Source organism: Ruegeria sp. N11, assembly GCF_056531525.1.
Genome location: NZ_JBQFLX010000005.1, coordinates 121,416 through 140,149 on the forward strand (window position 1 = coordinate 121,416; position 18,734 = coordinate 140,149).

The 18,734-nt window shown below is 56.3% G+C and carries 22 protein-coding genes and 1 other RNA gene; 12 read left to right on the top strand and 11 right to left on the bottom strand.

Going from position 1 to position 18,734, the window contains the following annotated elements:
- Nucleotides 1–59: 59 nt before the first annotated feature.
- The 10 genes from rseP to ACR0J8_RS07105 form a co-directional block, all read right to left on the bottom strand.
- A complete protein-coding gene (rseP, locus tag ACR0J8_RS07060; protein WP_480889350.1) occupies nucleotides 60–1,412 on the bottom strand; it encodes an RIP metalloprotease RseP in 1,353 nt (450 codons plus the stop codon).
- 4 nt (nucleotides 1,413–1,416) lie between these two features.
- Nucleotides 1,417–2,589 carry a 1-deoxy-D-xylulose-5-phosphate reductoisomerase gene (gene dxr, locus ACR0J8_RS07065; RefSeq protein ID WP_480524010.1) on the bottom strand — a complete coding sequence of 391 codons (1,173 nt, stop codon included), beginning with the start codon at nucleotides 2,587–2,589 and terminating at the stop codon, nucleotides 1,417–1,419.
- Nucleotides 2,589–3,371: a phosphatidate cytidylyltransferase gene (locus ACR0J8_RS07070; protein ID WP_480524009.1), complete on the bottom strand. Its 783-nt coding sequence runs from the start codon at nucleotides 3,369–3,371 to the stop codon at nucleotides 2,589–2,591. The genes dxr and ACR0J8_RS07070 overlap by 1 nt, the downstream gene beginning before the upstream one ends.
- Nucleotides 3,368–4,099 (bottom strand): polyprenyl diphosphate synthase, encoded by a 732-nt coding sequence (uppS, locus tag ACR0J8_RS07075; protein ID WP_480524007.1) that lies wholly within the window; start codon nucleotides 4,097–4,099, stop codon nucleotides 3,368–3,370. The genes ACR0J8_RS07070 and uppS overlap by 4 nt, the downstream gene beginning before the upstream one ends.
- 9 nt (nucleotides 4,100–4,108) lie before the next feature.
- Nucleotides 4,109–4,672, bottom strand: coding sequence for a ribosome recycling factor (gene frr, locus ACR0J8_RS07080; protein ID WP_170618994.1), 564 nt, complete (start codon nucleotides 4,670–4,672; stop codon nucleotides 4,109–4,111).
- A gap of 185 nt (nucleotides 4,673–4,857) precedes the next feature.
- The gene (acuI, locus tag ACR0J8_RS07085) at nucleotides 4,858–5,853 is read right to left on the bottom strand and encodes an acryloyl-CoA reductase (RefSeq protein WP_480524005.1); all 996 of its coding nucleotides are present in this window, start codon (nucleotides 5,851–5,853) and stop codon (nucleotides 4,858–4,860) included.
- Between the two features lie 95 nt (nucleotides 5,854–5,948).
- Nucleotides 5,949–7,052 (bottom strand): dimethylsulfoniopropionate demethylase, encoded by a 1,104-nt coding sequence (locus ACR0J8_RS07090; protein ID WP_480524003.1) that lies wholly within the window; start codon nucleotides 7,050–7,052, stop codon nucleotides 5,949–5,951.
- Entirely contained in the window at nucleotides 7,053–7,562 is a 510-nt protein-coding gene (locus ACR0J8_RS07095) for a DinB family protein (RefSeq protein WP_480889354.1), read from the bottom strand.
- Nucleotides 7,559–8,263 (bottom strand): DUF1326 domain-containing protein, encoded by a 705-nt coding sequence (locus tag ACR0J8_RS07100; protein ID WP_480524001.1) that lies wholly within the window; start codon nucleotides 8,261–8,263, stop codon nucleotides 7,559–7,561. Before ACR0J8_RS07100 ends, ACR0J8_RS07095 begins: the two co-directional genes overlap by 4 nt.
- Nucleotides 8,264–8,267: 4 nt before the next feature.
- A complete protein-coding gene (locus ACR0J8_RS07105; protein ID WP_480889356.1) occupies nucleotides 8,268–9,059 on the bottom strand; it encodes a DUF2182 domain-containing protein in 792 nt (263 codons plus the stop codon).
- Between the two features lie 86 nt (nucleotides 9,060–9,145).
- Here ACR0J8_RS07105 and ACR0J8_RS07110 point away from each other — a divergent pair, with 86 nt between their 5' ends.
- From ACR0J8_RS07110 to ACR0J8_RS07150, 9 genes are all read left to right on the top strand, one after another.
- Complete coding sequence (locus ACR0J8_RS07110) at nucleotides 9,146–9,877, top strand: FadR/GntR family transcriptional regulator (RefSeq protein ID WP_480524128.1); 732 nt, start codon at nucleotides 9,146–9,148, stop codon at nucleotides 9,875–9,877.
- A gap of 128 nt (nucleotides 9,878–10,005) precedes the next feature.
- Nucleotides 10,006–11,406, top strand: a complete 1,401-nt coding sequence (locus tag ACR0J8_RS07115) for a selenium-binding protein SBP56-related protein (protein WP_480523997.1) — start codon at nucleotides 10,006–10,008, stop codon at nucleotides 11,404–11,406.
- A 13-nt stretch (nucleotides 11,407–11,419) separates the two neighbouring features.
- The gene (locus ACR0J8_RS07120; RefSeq protein WP_480523995.1) at nucleotides 11,420–12,070 is read left to right on the top strand and encodes a hypothetical protein; all 651 of its coding nucleotides are present in this window, start codon (nucleotides 11,420–11,422) and stop codon (nucleotides 12,068–12,070) included.
- 62 nt (nucleotides 12,071–12,132) lie between these two features.
- The gene (locus tag ACR0J8_RS07125; protein WP_480889360.1) at nucleotides 12,133–12,495 is read left to right on the top strand and encodes a DUF4345 family protein; all 363 of its coding nucleotides are present in this window, start codon (nucleotides 12,133–12,135) and stop codon (nucleotides 12,493–12,495) included.
- A gap of 36 nt (nucleotides 12,496–12,531) precedes the next feature.
- Nucleotides 12,532–12,878, top strand: a transfer-messenger RNA (tmRNA) gene (ssrA, locus tag ACR0J8_RS07130).
- Between the two features lie 93 nt (nucleotides 12,879–12,971).
- Nucleotides 12,972–13,403: an ester cyclase gene (locus tag ACR0J8_RS07135; protein WP_480523991.1), complete on the top strand. Its 432-nt coding sequence runs from the start codon at nucleotides 12,972–12,974 to the stop codon at nucleotides 13,401–13,403.
- 127 nt (nucleotides 13,404–13,530) lie between these two features.
- The gene (locus tag ACR0J8_RS07140; protein ID WP_480889362.1) at nucleotides 13,531–14,343 is read left to right on the top strand and encodes a chromate resistance protein ChrB domain-containing protein; all 813 of its coding nucleotides are present in this window, start codon (nucleotides 13,531–13,533) and stop codon (nucleotides 14,341–14,343) included.
- Nucleotides 14,343–15,596, top strand: a complete 1,254-nt coding sequence (gene chrA, locus ACR0J8_RS07145) for a chromate efflux transporter (RefSeq protein ID WP_480889365.1) — start codon at nucleotides 14,343–14,345, stop codon at nucleotides 15,594–15,596. Before ACR0J8_RS07140 ends, chrA begins: the two co-directional genes overlap by 1 nt.
- A gap of 76 nt (nucleotides 15,597–15,672) precedes the next feature.
- Nucleotides 15,673–16,131 (top strand): SspB family protein, encoded by a 459-nt coding sequence (locus ACR0J8_RS07150; protein ID WP_321253078.1) that lies wholly within the window; start codon nucleotides 15,673–15,675, stop codon nucleotides 16,129–16,131.
- Nucleotides 16,132–16,170: 39 nt separating this feature from the next.
- Here ACR0J8_RS07150 and ACR0J8_RS07155 read toward each other — a convergent pair whose 3' ends face one another.
- Nucleotides 16,171–16,734 (bottom strand): hypothetical protein, encoded by a 564-nt coding sequence (locus ACR0J8_RS07155; RefSeq protein WP_480523985.1) that lies wholly within the window; start codon nucleotides 16,732–16,734, stop codon nucleotides 16,171–16,173.
- 207 nt (nucleotides 16,735–16,941) lie between these two features.
- On the opposite strand from ACR0J8_RS07155, the gene fumC reads away from it, so the two are divergent.
- From fumC to ACR0J8_RS07170, 3 genes are read left to right on the top strand one after another with little or no spacing between them, the layout of a single operon-like run.
- Nucleotides 16,942–18,336: a class II fumarate hydratase gene (fumC, locus tag ACR0J8_RS07160; RefSeq protein ID WP_480523983.1), complete on the top strand. Its 1,395-nt coding sequence runs from the start codon at nucleotides 16,942–16,944 to the stop codon at nucleotides 18,334–18,336.
- Nucleotides 18,336–18,512 carry a DUF4169 family protein gene (locus tag ACR0J8_RS07165; protein ID WP_480523981.1) on the top strand — a complete coding sequence of 59 codons (177 nt, stop codon included), beginning with the start codon at nucleotides 18,336–18,338 and terminating at the stop codon, nucleotides 18,510–18,512. Before fumC ends, ACR0J8_RS07165 begins: the two co-directional genes overlap by 1 nt.
- A complete protein-coding gene (locus tag ACR0J8_RS07170) occupies nucleotides 18,509–18,730 on the top strand; it encodes a ribbon-helix-helix domain-containing protein (RefSeq protein ID WP_480523979.1) in 222 nt (73 codons plus the stop codon). The genes ACR0J8_RS07165 and ACR0J8_RS07170 overlap by 4 nt, the downstream gene beginning before the upstream one ends.
- Nucleotides 18,731–18,734 lie beyond the last annotated feature (4 nt).

Consider the following 18,734-nt stretch of genomic DNA (forward strand, 5'->3'; position numbering starts at 1 on the left):
CAAATTCTAGCCATGGATTTGGGCAAGATTGCGGCATCAATGTGCGCGGGGCGTCACATTCAGCAGAACAGGTCGTTGCTGACAGAAAACAGCATCAGGCCAAGTATCAGGCTGATCCCCACTCCCATCAGAATCCGCAGGACTGCGTCACTAGGCGGTTTGCCGGCGACCGCTTCGTAAGCGTAGAACACCAGATGACCGCCATCCAATGCCGGGATCGGGAACAGATTCAGAAGGCCTACGGCCGTCGACAGAACCGCGATGAAGAACACAAAACTCTGCGCGCCCTGACTGGCCATTGCTCCGGATGTCTCGGCAATACCGATAGGACCGGACATGTTGCAAGTGCTGATCGCCCCTGTAATCATATGCCAGATGCCAGACAAAGATCCGTTGATTACGCGCAAAGTCTGACGCGCCCCACCTGTCAGAGAATCCAATAGACCCGCCGGAACAGTAGCTGGTTCCAGCATCATCCCGCCTACGATCCCGATACGCCAATGCGTTACGAACCCGCCGTCCGGTTGAGGTTCATCCGTGCGTCTTGGGGCCAGCGCAAATTCCAGATCGGCACCGTCCCGCCAAACGTTAAGCAACAGCACGCGCCCGTCAGACCCTTCGACCCGCTCCTTCAATTGCTCGAAGGCAAAAATGGGGTCTCCATCCACCGACGTAATCACGTCGCCCGATGCCAGTTGAATGTCCATTGCAGCACTGCGCGGTGTAACCTGCTGGATCAGCGGCGGAAACAGCCAGGGCGCGGACACATTCAATGTCTCGCCGTCCCGGATGATGGTGTATTCCAGGCTCGGTTCAACCGGCAGAGACTCGGTAAACTGGGTCCACGATATTTCCTCGTCGAAATCCGGGGTTGGAATACCGGCAATTGCGATGATCTCATCGCCTTCCCGCAACTCCTGAACAGAACCGGGCAATGGTTGGAGTTTGCCAACGGTCAACGGCTCTCGTGAAACACCCTGAGACCAGAAGATCAGCCCGAAAACCAGAATGGACATTGCGAAGTTGAACGCGGGCCCCGCCGCGACGGTCGCCGCACGGGCCCACAAAGGTGCACCGTGCATGGTACGGCGTAATTCTTGAGGGCTTTGTTCTGTAATTTCGTGCATCGCAGCTTCGTCCTTGCCCGAAGCAGCGTTGGCATCCCCCAGAAACTTGACGTAACCGCCGAACGGCAACAGTGCGATCTGCCATTTTGTCCCGCGCTTGTCCATGCGGCTCCACAGGACAGGCCCGAATCCGATGGAAAACACCTCGGCATGAATGCCGGACCAACGTCCAACGATATAATGGCCGTATTCGTGCACCGCGACGATGACGGACAGTGCAACCACAAAAGCAACAATCGTGTACAGCAGGCTGCCGAATTGAGGGATCAGGGAAAGAGTGTCCAAGGGTTTATCCTGCTCGTTGGAGTATGGCTTCATCGACCCATTGACGTGCCAGATGGTCCGTTTTTTGCACATTATCAAGGGTCATAGGGGCATCAATAAGGCCATCTTCTGTATCAAATCTGTCCAGAACCGCTGCAATGGTATCGCCCATCTCAAGAAATCCGATGTCCTTGGCGATAAATCTGTCCAGAGCACGTTCTTTGGCCGCGTTAAAGACGGCACCGGAAAGACCCCCACGGGCCATCACCTCGCGCGCCAGCCGCAACGCGGGGTACCGCGATTCGTCAGGGTCCTGAAACCGAAGCTGCCCAAGCCGTGCCAGGTTCAGACGGTCGACCGGCAGGCTCCGCCTTTCGGGCCAGTGCAGAGCGTAGCCAATGGCATGGCGCATATCCGGTGCACCCATATGGGCCATGACAGCGCCGTCACTGAATCCGACCAATGCATGTACAATCGATTCCGGGTGGATCAGAACTTCGATCTGGTCCGGGTCTATTCCAAAGAATTCTTTCGTTTCAATTACCTCCAGCGCCTTATTGAACATTGATGCGCTGTCGATGGTAATCCGTTGACCCATGTTCCAATTGGGGTGACTCGACGCTTGCTCTACCGTCGCGAGGGCCAGATCCGACAAGGGCCAATCACGAAACGCCCCGCCGCTGGCGGTAATGATCACCCGTTCGACGGTCTCAATGTTTTCTCCGACCAGCGCCTGAAACACGGCCGAATGTTCACTGTCCACAGGCAGCAGGCGCGCGTTGTTTTTGCGCGCAGTCTCCAGAACCAGAGAACCAGCACACACCAGCGTCTCTTTGTTTGCCAAGGCCAGCGTCGCTCCTTGTTTCAGGGCTTCTATGCCCGGAGTTAACCCGGCTGCGCCCACAATGGCTGACATTACCCAGTCGGCCGGGCGGGATGCAGCCTCGGCCAGTGCTTTTTCGCCTGCCGCGACCGCAACCCCGCTGCCGGAAAGGGCGTCCCGCAAATCCTCAAGCCGGTCCTCATAGGCGGTCACGGCCAAATCAGCGCCGAGCCTGCGCGCATCTTCGGCCAGCTGTCGGATGTTTGCCCCGCCCGTCATCGCAACAACATCGTAGGACGAAGGATTCCGGGCGATCAGGTCAATGGTGTTTTGACCGATGGACCCGGTCGCGCCAAAAATTGAGATCTTGCGCATTACATAACCCCGGGGGCGTAGAACAACCCTGCGATCAACACGAACAAGGCAGCCCCCATCATTCCATCGAACCGGTCAAGAAAACCGCCATGCCCGGGTATCAGGTTGGAGCTGTCCTTGACGCCAAACCTTCGTTTGACCGCGCTTTCCACGATATCCCCGGCCTGACTGGCCATCGACGCCAGCACCGAAATCAGCACAAACAACACACCAAACCCGGCCTGCATCGCGACAACACCGCCAACGATGGCTGCGGCAACCCAACCGCCGGCCGTACCGGACCAAGTCTTCTTCGGGCTTACCTTGGGCCAAAACTTAGGTCCGCCAAACGTTTTGCCAACAAAATACCCTGCAACATCTGTTGCGACGACAACGGCGATCAGCCAGACCATCCAGCCAAAACCCATGGTTTCACGGATCGAGATGAAACCCAGACCAGCAGCAGCGATCCAGAAGGCAAACGCGGCATAAAGCCCTTTTGCCCGACTGATCTGCCCTGCCCCGACCAGCGCAGGTGCCAGCAAAAACGGCAACGTGTAAAGCGCAGGCAGGTGATAGCTGAGGACGACGGCAACCCCGGTCAATATCCCCAACTGAACCGCCAGACCAGTTTGACCCGGATCAATCATGCGGACCAGTTCCCAGGTCATGATGGCGCAGGCCGCAGCGATGAATGCTTCGAACCACAATCCGCCAAGCCATACTTCCACTGCACCGATAGCAACCAAAACAGCTGCCGACAGTACTCGGGCCGTCAGGTCAGACCATCGACCGTCGCTCATGCGAGAACTGCGCCAAAGCGGCGCTCACGCGAGCCAAAGTTCCGACACAAATGTTCAAGTTCAGCTGCTGTGAAATCCGGCCAAAGCGTGTCGATGAACTCATATTCGGAATAGGCTGACTGCCACAGAAGAAAGTTCGAAATTCGCGCTTCGCCGCTGGTGCGAATAACAAGATCGGGATCAGGAAGAACATGCGTATCCAAATATCTTGGAAGCGTTTCTTCATCCACATCTTCGGGGCGCAACCGGCCCGCTGCCACGTCGCACGCCAGACGTTGCGTCGCCCGGGCAACTTCATCCCGCCCGCCGTAGTTCAAGGCAACCGTGAGATGGACCAAGTCATTGTCTCTGGTTTCTTCCTCAAGCGAGTCCATCAGTCTGGTCAGCTTGGAATCCAGACGTACCCTGTCTCCGATAAAGCGGACACGAATACCGTTTTCCTTCAGCGTTCGCGTTTCTTTGATTATGTATCGGCGAAACAGGCTCATCAGTCCGGCGACTTCAACCTGTGTTCGCTTCCAGTTCTCTGTCGAAAAGGCGAATACTGTCAGATACTTGACGCCAAGACCGGGGCAAGCTTCGACCACCTCGCGAACACGCCGCGCACCTGCGTGATGTCCATACAGCCTAGGCCGGCCACGTGCTTGTGCCCAACGACCATTGCCATCCATAATGATGGCGACATGGCGCGGTCCGGCGGCGATAGGAGTGCGGGGATCGTTGGGCATTCTTCCGGCTCAGACCTGCATAATTTCTGCCTGTTTGGTCTCTAGTGCGGTATCAACCGATTTAATCATTTCATCGGTCAGATCCTGCACCTCGGTCTCCCAGAATTTCTGGTCGTCTTCAGACATGCCGTCGGACTTGGCCTTCTTGATCTGGTCCATGCCATCCCGGCGCACGTTTCGAATGGAAATCCGTGCGCTTTCAGCGTACTGCCCTGCAACCTTGCCCAGTTCGCGACGACGCTCTTCGTTCAACTCGGGGATCGGCAGCATGATGATTGTACCGTTCAGTTGAGGATTAATTCCCAACCCACTCTCCCGAATGGCTTTTTCCACTTTGCCGACAAGGGACTTGTCCCACACGTTAACGGTGACCATCCGGGGTTCGGGCACGTTGACGGTGCCAACCTGGTTGATCGGGGTCAGCGAACCATAGGCATCAACCATGATCGGCTCCAGCATCGACGCTGATGCGCGGCCAGTCCGCAGGGATGCAAATTCGGTTTTAAGGTTGGCCATTGCGCCGTCCATGCGGCGTTTCAGATCATCAGTGTCCAGTTCAAAATCGTCAGACATGCTGCTCACTCCCCGTTTTCAGGTACTGTTGGAATGGGTCTTAAGCCATCGCAAATGGGATGTATAGCAATGATGAGCCGGAATTGCGCCAATGACCAGAGGTGTTTCCGGCATTTTTGAGGTGTTTCCTCGGCAAAAGAACCGGCCAGCATTGGCGCTGGCCGGTTAGAAAATCAACGGGTGCGTCACGCGTTTACATCGACGACAACACGGCCCTGAACCTGTCCTTGAAGAATATCCGCGCCAAGTTTGGGCAAATCGCTTAGGGATGCAGGCTGTACCATGGCGTCCAATTTTTCCATGGGCAGATCTGTCGCGATACGTTTCCACGCGCGCACCCTGTTGTCATAAGGCTGCATCACGCTGTCGATGCCCAACAGGTTGACGCCACGCAGCAGAAACGGGATGACCGTCGCAGGCAGGGCAGCCCCACCGGCCAGACCAACCGCGGCAACCGATGCGCCATATTTCATCTGTCCGAGAACCCGGGCCAGCATCGCACCGCCTACCGCATCGATACAGCCCGCCCAGGTCTCGCTTTCCAGCGGGCGTTTTGTGGTCTCGTTCAGATCCTCGCGCGGAACGATCGTGGTCGCGCCCAGAGATTTCAGATAATCGGCAGCTTCCGCGCGCCCTGTTACTGCGGCAACTTCATAGCCCAGATTGGCCAGTATCGCAGTTGCCACGGACCCAACGCCGCCGGCCGCGCCTGTGACCAGTACAGGACCGTGGCCCGGCTGCAGGCCATGGTCCTCCAGCGCCATGACCGCAAGCATGGCAGTGAAACCAGCTGTTCCCACAGCCATCGCCTGCCGCGCGTCCAACCCATCGGGCAAGGGAACCAGCCAGTCGGCCAGTGCGTTGGCTTTCTGCGAATAGCCGCCCCAATGGGCCTCACCGACGCGCCAACCGGTCAGAACCACTTTGTCGCCCGGTTTGTATCTGTTGTCCGAAGACGTCTCGACCGTTCCTGCGTAGTCGATGCCTGGAATATGTGGATAGCTGCGGACCAGCCCGCCGCCTTTGGCCGACAAGCACAGACCGTCCTTGTAATTTACGGTCGAGTATTCGACGGCGACTGTAACCTCGCCATGGGGCAGATCATCAATCGACAGTTCTTTGATCGACGCACTGGCCAACCCGCTTTCTTCGTCTTTCTCCATTACCAATGCATTGAACATCGTGCTTTCCTTTCCTTTTCACAGCCAGGATATCGCATTTACCTGGTTAGATTATTCGGGGTGGAGTGCCGTGACGAGGGGATAGCCCCTGCCCGTCAGGCCCAGAATTTGGCCTGAACAACCGCCTTGCGCATGCCCCGTGAAGTTTGAATTTCCAGTTCCGTACCCGCAGCCCAATGGCTGGCGTGTACCATTCCGATTGCAACGTTTGTTCCGAAATCCGGCGACCAGACGGCCGATGTGACCTGACCGACCCGGTTCCCTTCACAGAAGGCTGGCCAGGCCCGGTCGCACGGGGGAACTGGATCGCCGTCAATCGCGACCGGCCGGATCTGCTGTTTGGGACCCTTCTCGGAGGCCTTCACCAGAGCGTCCCGGCCCACACATTCCGTCACGACGTCCGTATTGCAGAACTTGCCCAACCCGCATTCATGCGGGGTGTTTTCGTGGGTCATGTCGTTACCATAAGACAAAAGCCCGCCTTCGATGCGTTCAATCAGGTTTGGGCAACCGGCGCGCACATGCAGAACTTCCCCGGCTTTGAAAAGGGCGTTCCATAGCGGCATACCGATATCACTGCCGTCTACATAAACCTCGAACCCGCCCTGTTTCGAATATCCGGACCGCGCGATGACAAGGTCGCGCCCTTGAAACTGGAACAGGCCGAACCGGAAAAACCGGATGTCGCGGATCCCGTCCCCGAAAACACGCGCCATCAATTCATCGGACTTCGGGCCTTGAATCGCCAGAGGCGATACATCCGGTTCCCAAGCCTGAACATCCAGTGCAAGCCCATTCGCCAAGCCATTGACCCAGAACAACAAGTCACTGTCCGCTATCGAGATCCAAAAGCGGTCTTCGGACAATTTCAGCGCGACGGGGTCGTTCAGCATCCCTCCGGCCTGGTTCACGATCGGAACATAGTAGCACTGACCGGTCACCATTCCGCTCAGATCACGCGGGGTAAGCATCTGCAGCAGGCGCGCCGCATCAGGACCGCGAACCTCGATCTGACGCTCGCAAGAAACATCCCAAACCTGAACGTGGGTCTTGAGATGGCGGCAATCCGCTTCAAGCGACTCGAACACCGTCGGCAACAACATCCTGTTGTAAACCGTGTACGCTTTGACACCCGCTTCCTCGACACCTTCGGAAAAAGGTGTTCGGCGCAGTCGGCGTGACGGTGAAATCAGGGCCATTCAGGCACCCTCCGGCAGAAAGACCAGATCACTGACCTGCGCGGATGAGCCGGCTTCCGTCAACATCTTGTGCAACTGTCCCCGATGATGGGTCTGGTGATTGAACATGTGGATGACGCATTGCGCGTAAGGCTTTGTGACATCAGCTTCTTTTGCGGCTGAAAACCAGGTAAAGTCTCCGGTCAAGACGTCGTCACCCAACTCGTCGGCCCATTTGGCAATACGGACATCAACAGTCTCACGAAGCGGTAGCCAATCGGACAGACCAGCGCAAACAGATTTGCTTTCCGGGATCCCGCCACCCGGACCCGTTCCCTTGTCAAAGCGCGAAATCCAGATCCAGTCACCCCACAAAAGATGGTTGGCCGTTCCCATGATCGAGCCAAAGAACGCACCACGCTCACGCATCAGTTCTTCTTGTGGCAGCGCTTGCAGAAACCCTTTTAACTGGTTGTTCTGCCAGCTATTGTATCTGGCCATTTGACGCGCATAGCCACCTGTAATCATCATTTGGGCCCATTCCAGTCGATGGGGCAGATTTCAGCGGACTTGCCACCAAAATCCCAGACCCGGCCATAATCGCGAACCTTTGATTTGTTTCCCTTCGCGACAATGATGTCCGGTCCCATCCAATACTTCGAGTTGGAGACCATCACCGGATGCTCGGGGTCCCTGCCTGCCAGCATTTCAATTTCACCCTGAATCTTCCGGCCGATCATGATGCGACGTTTGGTACCGTCCCGCTCGATCTCGACCGGAGCACGCTCGGCCCCGATGATTTCACTGACCAGCATGGTAAAAAGCCCGGTCGTTCCGCCGGCCTGCCCGCTGAATATCTGAAGCAAGCCGTTATACGCCTTGCCGCTGGCGCGTTCGTCCACATACGCGGCCACTTTCCACTGGCCTTCCCCCATACGGCCGGGAATATCGACCAGCAATCCCACGTTCAGGCCCGACAGGTCCTCACCTTCATAGTGCCCCTCGTCAATGATGATACCCATCCAGGCATGGCAGTGACCCTCGGTCGGGGGGTGCGCGCCCAGAGAGACCACGCAGGGGCAAAACACATCGCAGGAGCAATTCAGGATCAGTTCACCCTTGATGGACCAGTCCGTCGGGCTCATCTCGCGGCGTTTGGGATTCGGCATGCGACTGTCGATCCGCTGGCTGATCGGAAGCTTGTCGGATTCCTTTTTTCTGTTTTTAGCCATAAGCTTACCCTCCGTATGTGATAGGATATACGAGCAGAAGAAGACCACCCGCGATCAATGCCAACCCCAGCGGTCGTGTGACCGCGTGACCGATCTGGGGTAGTTTTTCCAAAACCATGAACAGGGTCGCCAGACCCATCCACACCAGGCTCATGACACCGCCGACAAACCCCAGCACCATGAAGCCCCAGCAACAGCCGACACAAAATGCGCCCAGCCCAAGCCCCATCCGCAGACCACCCAAGAAACCGGTCTTCCAGTGGCCCAGGAAGTACGTCATCGGGGCGTGACACACACCATGACACACCTCTTTGGCGCGGCTGAACTGAAAAGCGCCCACAACGATCATAAGTCCAGCGGCGAGATAAACGGATTTGGCGATACCGAGCATGTCGACAATGCCGCCAAAAAGCAGTGTAAGCTGAACGGCGGCGATAAAGGCGGCAAATCCGACCCAGACCAAAAAGTACCCGGCCAAAACACCGACCCAACCGGCACGCGTTCCATTGGCACTACGGATAAGATCATCGTAACTGCGCAGCGTCGGAACCAAAGTCGGCAGCATCATGGCCGCCATCATGATAGCCCACATCCAGAACAGCGGACCGAATTCCGCCATGGGCATGTACATGTCCATGCGCGGGTCCATCACGCGCATCGCCTCGCCCATCGGACCCGGACGCCCGATCAGATCGAGGTCCATGTCGCGGCTCATCGAGAACATCATCCACCACGCCCAGAGGATCGTGATGTAGAAACTCAGCCAAAGACCGCTGCGTAAAACTGCGCGACTCACTCGCTCCTCCCGACTCAGTCCTTGCATTTCAAATGTCAGACTTTTAAATGTCAGACAAATAAAAACTGAGTTTTAGCGTGTCGGACATGGAAGTTGATCCCAAAAAACCGGCTGACTTGTCGGCACAGATCGCTCAGGCCATTCGCGACGCCATTGTCTCGGGTGAGTTGATTGTCGATGCGCGCCTGCCGTCCGAGGCCGAGTTGTCGGAACAGTTTAAGGTCTCGCGGCCGACCGTGCGCGAGGCGCTCAAAAGGCTCGCCGCGCAATCTCTTATCCGAACCCAGCGTGGCGCTTCGGGTGGTGCTTTTGTCAACAAACTGAGCTTTGAGGACGCCTATTCGCAGCAAGTCACCACCTCGACCCTGTTGCTGTCAATGAATGCTGTCAGTTTCGACATCGCCTGCGAAGCCCGTTACGCGCTCGAGCGGGCCTGCGCCGCCCTTTCGGCAGAGCGACACACCCCGAATCATCTGGCCACGATGCGGGCCGAAATCTATCGTCAGTCACAACCCGGGCTGACGGATGAAGCTTTTTGTGCCTCGGATGTTGCCTTTCATCGCGCTTTGGTCGACGCCGCAGGCAATCCGGTTTTGTCCTACCAGCTGGCGGGTGCGGTCGAAGCGATGCAGCCGCTGATGAACATGATCACCTTCTCCGCCCGGTCCCGGGAAGAGATCATTGCGCTGCACAACCTGATCGCCGATTCGATTGAGGCGCGGGATGCAGTGGCGGTGGACCGAACGCTCGTTGAACTGGAAACCTATACGAGGCAACTGGCCCACGACGTGGCTGAACGCCGACGCAACCCAGCCTGATTTCGCATCAGATAAAGCTTGACGGAGGAGGCAGACGAAAACGACACTCGGGCAGGCAGCATGACAGCCGGCATGAAGACCGGATCTCTCAATGCAAATTGAATTACAATTACTTACGGGAGGACGTTATGAACCAAAGACCGGACCCAACCTTTTACCCATCCGCCAAGCTGGCGATGGAGGGCCCAACGGAAACTCTGGCCTTCACGCTGATGCTCAGCCCCGACTTTTCGCAACCGGATGGTCTGGCTGTCGTTAACGTCGATCCGACTTCGGCGGATTACGGAAAAATCGTTCATCAGGTGATCATGCCCGAAAAGGGTGACGAGTTTCACCATTTCGGCTGGAACGCCTGCTCATCATCGCTGTCGCCGCTCAGCGGCCATGCATTTCTAGAACGCCGCTATCTGATCATTCCCGGCATACGGTCCAGCCGCATTTACATCATCGATGTCAAAAACCCGCTGGAAGCGAAGATTCACAAGATCATCGAACCCGAGGAAGTTTTTGCCAAGACGGGATATTCCCGGCCTCATACCATTCACTGCGGCCCCGAAGGCATCTACGTCAGCACATTGGGTGGCGGTGGCAAAGACGGCACAGACGGCCCGCCGGGTATCTTCATCATGGATTGCGAAAGCTTCGAGATCATAGGCCGATATGAAATCGAACGCGGGGTTCAGGACAAACACTATGACTTCTGGTGGAACCTGCCGCGTGATTACATGGTCAGTTCCGAATGGGCACTGCCGCCGCAGTTTGAAAACGGGATCGTGGCCGAGGATCTGCTGTCGAACAAGTACGGCCACCGCATCCATTTCTGGAACCTGCGCAGCCGCACGAATATCCAAACCATCGATCTGGGCGAAAACCATCAGATGGCGTTGGAAATCCGCCCGGCGCATGATCCGGTCAAGCAACACGGCTTCTGTGGCGTTGTGGTGGATACCACTAATCTTCAAGGTGCCATCTTCACCTGGTGGCGCAATGATGACGGAACGTTCGAAGCCAAGAAAACCATCACAATCGATCCGCAACCCGCTGATCCCGATGATCTTCCCGATCTTCTCAAGGGGTTTTCGGCCGTTCCGCCTCTGGTCACGGATATCGATCTGAGTCTGGACGACAAGTACCTTTATGTTGCCTGTTGGGGCACCGGTGAGATGCATCAATACGATGTGTCGGACCCGATGAACCCGACCCTGGCCGGCAAGGTCGAGATTGGCGGGATCGTCAAAAAGACCAAGCATCCCAACGGCAATGACTTTGGTTACGGACCGCAGATGGTTGAGATCAGCCGGGATGGCAAACGCGTCTACTGGACCAACTCGCTTTACTCCACCTGGGATGATCAGTTCTATCCGGGCGAACGCGGCGCAGCCATGGTCAAGGCCGATGTCGGTGACAATGGCGGCCTGACACTGGACCCGAAGTTCTGGGTCGACTTCCCTAAGGGCTATCGCAGCCACCAGATCCGGCTAGAAGGCGGCGACTGTTCGACGGACAGTTTCTGCTACCCGTCCGTCTGATTTGGAGTTCCTGATGACATCAACGGCCGGCCTGTGGCTGGCCGTTGTGCTTAGCGGCGCATATCACGGCCTGAACCCCGGCATGGGCTGGCCACTGGCTGTTTCAGCGGCATTGATGGAGCAGAAGCAATCGGCCCTTTGGCGGGCGCTGACTGCCTTGGCTGGGGGGCACTTTCTCGCCATGCTCGGGGTCTTGCTGCCGTTCGCGCTGATGGCGGTTTTAGTGGATTACCAGCGCGAAATTAGGATCGGCGCAGCCCTGATTGTTATCACTATGGGCCTTTACATCGCGATTGTCCGTCGCCACCCCCGCGCCCTCTCCCGTGTTCCTCCAGGAAAGCTGGCATTGTGGTCATTTCTTGTCGCTCTAGCCCATGGCGCCGCGCTGATGCTGGTTCCAATCTATCTGGGACTTTGCAATCTGGATGAGCTGGACGCCGGGCATCGTGCGGTTTCCGAGATCATGACGACCAACGGTCTTCTGGTTCTGGCCGTTGCCGCGCTTCACACAGCGGCGATGGTTTTGGGCGGAGGCATTCTGGCCTATGCCGTCTATCGCTGGTTGGGACTGCAATTCTTGTCACGCAGTTGGTTCAACCTCGAACTCATCTGGGCGCTTAGTCTTATCCTTGTGGGGATACTGGGACTGTTGTCGGCAATTTAGGTTCTTTCCTTTGCGAACATGCGCATTACTCTCCCTTTCAACAAAAACGACATGAGACCGGAATGACACCGATCCTGAATACGCTTGCCGCGATACTGACAATCGGCTTTGGCCTTTTCGGCTTTCTGGCTCCGGCCTGGACTGCGGCTTCACTGGATTTAGCCCCAACAAACAGCACCATGGGCCTGAGCGAGATGCGCGCTTCGGTTGGCGGATTGTTCGTAGTCACCGGCCTTGCTGTTTTGTGGTTCAATAGCCCAATGGCCTACACGATGCTTGGCGTGGTCTATGCCGGCGCGGCATTGGGCCGGTTCGTATCGATTGCACTGGACAACCCGCCACTGGCCAAGGCGATGGTTTTCGGCGGAATCGAACTGGCGTTGGCAATCTGGCTGATCCTGGCGAACATGAATAAATCAGTTTAATATTTTGAAAAGAAACAATTACGTCAGTTAAATTCTGGATTTGCATCCGATCGGAACGTCACCTATATATGAAGGGTCCTTCGGGACTATGGACATAAACGCGCTCGTAATAAGCGGATCGGACCCGGGGGCGGTACCCGGCGGCTCCACCAATATCCTTCGTTTGGGGAACATGGGGCCGAAACAGGATCGACGAACGTCTAAAGGGGTTAGCTTTGTCTCGGCTGTCTGCCACCGTTATCGGCGAAAATAGTACAATTGCAAACGACAATCGTGCTCCGGTTGCAGTTGCTGCGTAAGCAGTAGCAAGACCGAAACTTAAGCCCTTGCGCCTAGCAGCGTAAGGCGGGGTTCGCAGGTACCTGGCAACAGAAACCTGCATTTCAATGCAATTTGTCCGGTCAGAAACACGCTCTTGTTCAGGGATTGTTCATTCCTTTTTGCCATCGTCACTTCCATCAGAAGGGAGAGCGGCGATGTCACATTCCAAATTGCTCAGGCAGTGGTATTCAGAGGTTTGGGAAAACGGCAACACAGAAGCCATCGGACAGTTCTTTGCCCCCGACACGCTGGCCGAGGGGTTGATCCCGGAAATGCAGGTCGGCGCTGACGATTTCCGTGATCTGGTGACCGCATTCCGGCACATCCTTGGCGACATAAAAGTCGACCTGCCGAAGATAATCGAAGACGGTGATTGGGTTTCTGCCATTGTCCATTTGCAGACGACCCGCGCCGACAATGGCGCACCGCTGCAGGCAAGCGGAAGCGTCATCGCGCGTATCAAGGACGGATGCATGGTCGAGGCTTATAATCAGTTCGACTTTATTTCTTTTTTTGAACAGCTTGGACAGTTTCCCGAAGATACCCTGCCCGTCTGCATGACCGGACAACGACTGGACTGGGCCTGACAAAAACCTGCGACCTTGACCATGAAAGCCGTTCCACGTTAGCAAAGGGTATGGGGTAACATTGCGAACGCCCCGTGAGGCGTCAGCCCAAGTTTCGCATGTATCCGAACGCGACAGGAGACATGCCATGGCTGCGCCAAATTCCATCACCCCCAAACAACTGCTGCGACTGATCGGAACACCGACAGCGCCGGTTTTGGTGGATATCTGCCTCGAGGAAGACTTTGCGGCGGACCCGGTCTTGATTCCGGGTTCAGTACGGCATTCCGCGTCAGACATGCAGGGCCTGATGGCGACGATCGATGGGCGCTCCAGTGTAATCATTTGCCAAAAAGGCAAAAAGCTGAGCCAGGGCGTAGTTTCGTGGCTGCGCGGCGAAGGACAACAGGCCGAGTTTCTGCAGGGCGGTATACAGGCCTGGCGCGATACGCCCAGGGCGTCAAGCGTCCCCTACTCCGCTATTCCGACCCTGGTTGACAATCGGACGCTTTGGGTGACCCGACACAGGCCCAAAATAGACCGCATCGCATGCCCTTGGTTGATCCGGCGTTTTGTCGACCCCAATGCGCGTTTTTTGTTTGTCGCGCCTTCGGAAGTGAAGGAAGCCGCCAGAATATTCGGTACCACTCCATTTGATATTGAAAACACGGTCTGGGGCCATGACGGGGACAAATGCACCTTTGACACTATGCTGGACAAGTTCGACCTTCACACGCCCGCGCTTGACCGGATGGCGACTGTTGTCCGGGCGGCGGACACAGACCGTCACGATCTCGCACCCGAGGCGGCCGGTCTGCTCGCTCTGTCCGTTGGCCTGTCCCGCCAATACAGGGATGATCATGAGAACCTGTCGGCGGGCCTTGCTCTGTATGATGCGCTGTACCGCTGGGCCCGGGACGGGTATGAAGAAGGCCATAATTGGCCCGGCGAGCAAAAATAATGACACCCGACTATTCCGAATTGATCCGGGTTTTCGGCCGGATTGGGCTGCTGTCGTTTGGTGGTCCCGCAGCGCAGATTTCACTGATGCATCAGGAACTGGTCGAACGCAGACCATGGCTAGACGAACAAAGCTATCTGCGCGCTCTGTCCTTATGCATGTTGCTACCAGGGCCCGAGGCGATGCAGCTTGCAACCTATGCCGGCTGGCGCCTGCGCAGTGTGCCTGGCGGATTGATCGCGGGTGGCCTTTTCGTCATACCCGGCGCCATCATCATTGCGGTTCTGGTTGGTCTTTACGCCGCCTTCGGAGAACTTCCGGTTGTACAGGCCGGGTTTCTGGGCATCAAGGCGACTGTAATCGTCATCGTCCTGCAGGCTTTGCGAAACCTGTCGCGAAAAGCCCTTTCCGATGCCGAACATCGCATCCTTGCATTGCTGGGCTTTCTGGCAATTTTTGCACTTAACCTGCCGTTTCCACTTATCATATTTGCAGCCGCTCTCTGGGGCTTCGCGACCTTCAAAGGTCAGCACCGTTCGACACCCGCGCCAGCATCCCCGACCATGTCCCGTCCGATCAGAACTGCGGTGATTTGGCTGACCCTCTGGCTTGGGCCCTTGGCTGTTCTGACCCTGACGGGGCAGCAACTGCTCAGCGATCTGGGGTGGTTCTTTGCGCGCCTCGCGGTTGTCACATTTGGTGGTGCCTATGCCGTTCTGGCATACATGACGCAAACAGTCGTCGACACATATCAATGGATCAGCACGGATCAGATGATCGATGCGCTTGGGTTGGCTGAAACGACACCGGGCCCACTGATTTTGGTGACACAATTCGTGGCCATGTTGACGGGTCAGTTGTCTGGGGGCGCATCCATGGCTATCGCGGCGGGTGCCGTGGCCCTTTGGGCCACGTTTGTTCCCTGCTTTCTGTGGATTTTTCTTGCCGCGCCGTTCCTGGATCACCTGGCAGCCCGCCCGCGCCTGTCTGCGGCTCTGCACGGGATTACCGCTGCGGTTGTGGGGGTGATTCTCAAACTATCCTTGTGGTTCGCCCTCAATGTTCTATTTGGACAAGTTCCGAAAAAAACTCTGGGTCCTGTATCAATTCCCGTACCCGATATTTCGACTTTGGACGTCGCTGCATTGATTCTGACGCTAGCTGCCGGAGTGTTGATTTTCCGCCTAAAAATCGGGATGGTTCCGACTTTGGGTCTGATGGCCTGCGCCGGAATTTTACTGAACCTCCTATGAACAATCAGGTGTAACGCGGCCTTTCGTTTCCTTTGAAATCCCCTATGCTAGACGCTACCACTTTTGAGGATGACACATGTCGCAAGACATCGACTATGGAAACCTGATGCACACCGCCATGCGCGGTCTGATCAAAACGGTTTTGACCGGCGTTTCGGAACATGGACTGCCAGGTGCGCACCACTTTTTCATCACCTTCGATACCCGGCATGATGGTGTTGAACTGGCCGATTGGTTGCGCCAACGCTATCCGCAGGAAATGACGATCGTCATGCAGCATTGGTTCGAAAACCTTGAAGTGGGCGATGCGGGGTTTTCCATCACTTTGAATTTTGGTGATGCGCCTGAACCGCTTTATATTCCGTACACGGCCATCAAGACTTTTGTTGATCCCTCAGTCGAATTCGGGCTGCGTTTCGAAAGTCCGGAAGACGAGGAAGAAACGGACGAAGATATCGAAGAAATCATCGAGGTCGAAGAACCGGATGAGCCGCATGACGCGGATGTGGTTTCCCTGGACAGTTTCCGGAAATAACCAAGCTTCCGCGTGCAACAGACCCCGCCTTGGGCGGGGTTATTCTTTTTTCAGAAACGTTTCCACCGAACGGGATTTAACCCCATCGCGAAACCGCGAAAACGACAGGTTCAAACCGCCTTCGGCCAGGGTTCGGTCAAATTGCTGCAATTCGTACCCACCGGTTTCCGAGATAAATAGGGAAAACACCGTCAGCGTTTCACCATCAATACGCCCCCAGACAAATGGCTCTCCTTTCATTGGGTCCAGGGGAACCTCGTGCCCAAACACGTTGCGTTTCATCGCAGCAGAAAACACGTCTGGCCGGTCCGACGGCTGAAAGTCGATCGAGAATTTCTGTTCCTTGATCCGCCCATCTGCTTTGTAGGTGGTCGTCGTCCAACTCACATTGAAGCCGTTGTCGGTTTCGTGAATTGAAACGCTCATGTCTCTGGGCGTCTCGCTCCCGTCTTCGTCCACGAGATTGGCTGACCCAGTATAATCACCCAAAAACGGCGCGATGCTGGACGCCTGCACCGGATGACTGGAAACAAGCACCCACGCAAATGCACACATCACTATTGCGACAAGTGTCGGGGAAAATGTCGTGCGGAAAACGTGCATCAGATCCTCCATCGCAATAATGCTTATATTGTAGCTCAGCATGACGCGGGCACAATGGGACGGATGCGCCCGTCGACAACAAAATTGTCGCTGCTCTCTGCCTATACCTTTGTCACCCTTGAGTTTAAGGTGCGCGCAACTGGCCGATTGCGTTGCAACCCGCTTGGCGCTAAACGGCATACAATTGCATACACGACGGAGTGACAGATGTCTCAGACCCGCACCGAATCCGACAGTTTTGGCCCGTTGGAAGTGCCCGCTGACAAGTACTGGGGCGCTCAGACTCAGCGTTCGATCATGAACTTCCCGATCGGGTGGGAAAAGCAGCCGGTTGCCATCGTTCGCGCGCTGGGTGTGATCAAAAAAGCTTGCGCGATGCAGAACAAGGCCACCGGCAAGCTGGAAGCAAAAATTGCGGATGCGGTCATTCAGGCGGCCGGAGAAGTGATCGAGGGCAAGTTTGATGACAACTTCCCTCTGGTCGTTTGGCAAACCGGATCCGGCACCCAGTCGAACATGAACTCGAACGAGGTCATCGCGAACCGCGCCATCGAGATTCTGGGTGGCGTTATCGGTTCGAAAGAGCCCGTACATCCGAACGATCACTGCAACATGGGGCAGTCATCCAACGATACCTTCCCCACTGCGATGCACATCGCAACAGCAATGAGTGTACGTGATGTTCTGCTGCCGGGCCTTGAAAAACTGGCTTCCGCGCTTGAGCAGAAGGCCGAGGAATTCAAGGACATCATAAAGATCGGACGCACGCATACGCAGGATGCGACGCCCCTGACCCTGGGTCAGGAGTTTGGCGGGTACGCCCATCAGGTTCGTCAGGGAATTGCCCGTGTGCATGCCGCAATGCCCGGCATTTATGAATTGGCGCAAGGTGGTACCGCTGTTGGTACCGGTCTGAACACACAGCACGGTTGGGACCAGGCGGTTGCCGCAAACATGGCCGAAATCACCGGCCTGCCTTTTGTCACGGCACCCAACAAATTCGAGGCACTGGCCGCGCATGACGCGATGGTGTTCCTGTCGGGGGCTTTGGCCACGATTGCCGGTAGTTGCTACAAGATCGCCAACGACATCCGCTTTCTGGGCTCCGGTCCCCGGTCGGGGCTGGGCGAACTGATCCTGCCGGAAAACGAACCGGGTTCATCGATCATGCCGGGCAAGGTAAACCCGACCCAGGCCGAGGCGCTGACGCAGGTGGCCGCCCATGTCATGGGTAACGACGCCGCGATCAAGTTCGCTGGCAGCCAGGGTCATTTCGAGCTGAACGTCTACAACCCGATGATGTCCTACAATCTGTTGCAATCCATTCAATTGCTCGGCGACGCCGCTGACAGCTTTACCGAACGGATGCTGCTGGGCATAAAGGCCAATGAGTCGCGCATCGAAAAGCTGATGACGGAATCGCTGATGCTAGTCACTGCGCTTGCGCCGACTATCGGTTATGACAACGCCACAACCGTTGCCAAAACTGCCCACAAGAACGGCACCACCCTCAAGGAAGAAGCCATCGCACTAGGCTTTGTGGATGAGGCCACTTTCGACGCTGTGGTACGCCCCGAACAGATGATTGGCCCGAAAGATTGATGGGCAAGCCGGTAAATTTGAACCGGTACCGAAAACAGAAAGCGCGGGCTGAAAAGAAGGCCCGCGCAGATCAAAACGCTATGGCTTTTGGACAGACCAAGGCCGAGAAAGAGGTTGTCAGACTTCGACAAGACAAACAGAAGCGTGACCTCGACAATCACGAGCTGAAGGAATGAGTGGCCGCCCCGTCAAACGCTCGCTGACCCTTCAGGGACACCGCACTTCGGTTTCTTTGGAAGACGAATTCTGGCGCGCGTTCCGTGACATCGCACAGGAAAAAGATAAGCCGATCAATTCTTTGGCGGCTGAAATTGATGCGGTCCGCGATCCTGAAACAGGATTGGCTTCCGCCATTCGAGTCTTTGTTCTGAACTGGTATCGCAACCGGGATTGAGGCT

What these genes read in the sequence shown, in the direction of transcription:
- ACR0J8_RS07090 (WP_480524003.1), bottom strand. Translation starts at nt 7,052, where the DNA reads ATGGCCCTGATTTCACCGTCACGCCGACTGCGCCGAACACCTTTTTCC.
- dxr (WP_480524010.1), bottom strand. Translation starts at nt 2,589, where the DNA reads ATGCGCAAGATCTCAATTTTTGGCGCGACCGGGTCCATCGGTCAAAAC.
- frr (WP_170618994.1), bottom strand. Translation starts at nt 4,672, where the DNA reads ATGTCTGACGATTTTGAACTGGACACTGATGATCTGAAACGCCGCATG.
- ACR0J8_RS07070 (WP_480524009.1), bottom strand. Translation starts at nt 3,371, where the DNA reads ATGAGCGACGGTCGATGGTCTGACCTGACGGCCCGAGTACTGTCGGCA.
- ACR0J8_RS07165 (WP_480523981.1), top strand. Translation starts at nt 18,336, where the DNA reads ATGGGCAAGCCGGTAAATTTGAACCGGTACCGAAAACAGAAAGCGCGG.
- ACR0J8_RS07115 (WP_480523997.1), top strand. Translation starts at nt 10,006, where the DNA reads ATGAACCAAAGACCGGACCCAACCTTTTACCCATCCGCCAAGCTGGCG.
- ACR0J8_RS07125 (WP_480889360.1), top strand. Translation starts at nt 12,133, where the DNA reads ATGACACCGATCCTGAATACGCTTGCCGCGATACTGACAATCGGCTTT.
- ACR0J8_RS07120 (WP_480523995.1), top strand. Translation starts at nt 11,420, where the DNA reads ATGACATCAACGGCCGGCCTGTGGCTGGCCGTTGTGCTTAGCGGCGCA.
- fumC (WP_480523983.1), top strand. Translation starts at nt 16,942, where the DNA reads ATGTCTCAGACCCGCACCGAATCCGACAGTTTTGGCCCGTTGGAAGTG.
- ACR0J8_RS07150 (WP_321253078.1), top strand. Translation starts at nt 15,673, where the DNA reads ATGTCGCAAGACATCGACTATGGAAACCTGATGCACACCGCCATGCGC.
- ACR0J8_RS07110 (WP_480524128.1), top strand. Translation starts at nt 9,146, where the DNA reads ATGGAAGTTGATCCCAAAAAACCGGCTGACTTGTCGGCACAGATCGCT.
- chrA (WP_480889365.1), top strand. Translation starts at nt 14,343, where the DNA reads ATGACACCCGACTATTCCGAATTGATCCGGGTTTTCGGCCGGATTGGG.
- ACR0J8_RS07100 (WP_480524001.1), bottom strand. Translation starts at nt 8,263, where the DNA reads ATGGCTAAAAACAGAAAAAAGGAATCCGACAAGCTTCCGATCAGCCAG.
- acuI (WP_480524005.1), bottom strand. Translation starts at nt 5,853, where the DNA reads ATGTTCAATGCATTGGTAATGGAGAAAGACGAAGAAAGCGGGTTGGCC.
- uppS (WP_480524007.1), bottom strand. Translation starts at nt 4,099, where the DNA reads ATGCCCAACGATCCCCGCACTCCTATCGCCGCCGGACCGCGCCATGTC.
- ACR0J8_RS07095 (WP_480889354.1), bottom strand. Translation starts at nt 7,562, where the DNA reads ATGATGATTACAGGTGGCTATGCGCGTCAAATGGCCAGATACAATAGC.
- ACR0J8_RS07155 (WP_480523985.1), bottom strand. Translation starts at nt 16,734, where the DNA reads ATGCACGTTTTCCGCACGACATTTTCCCCGACACTTGTCGCAATAGTG.
- ACR0J8_RS07135 (WP_480523991.1), top strand. Translation starts at nt 12,972, where the DNA reads ATGTCACATTCCAAATTGCTCAGGCAGTGGTATTCAGAGGTTTGGGAA.
- ACR0J8_RS07140 (WP_480889362.1), top strand. Translation starts at nt 13,531, where the DNA reads ATGGCTGCGCCAAATTCCATCACCCCCAAACAACTGCTGCGACTGATC.
- ACR0J8_RS07170 (WP_480523979.1), top strand. Translation starts at nt 18,509, where the DNA reads ATGAGTGGCCGCCCCGTCAAACGCTCGCTGACCCTTCAGGGACACCGC.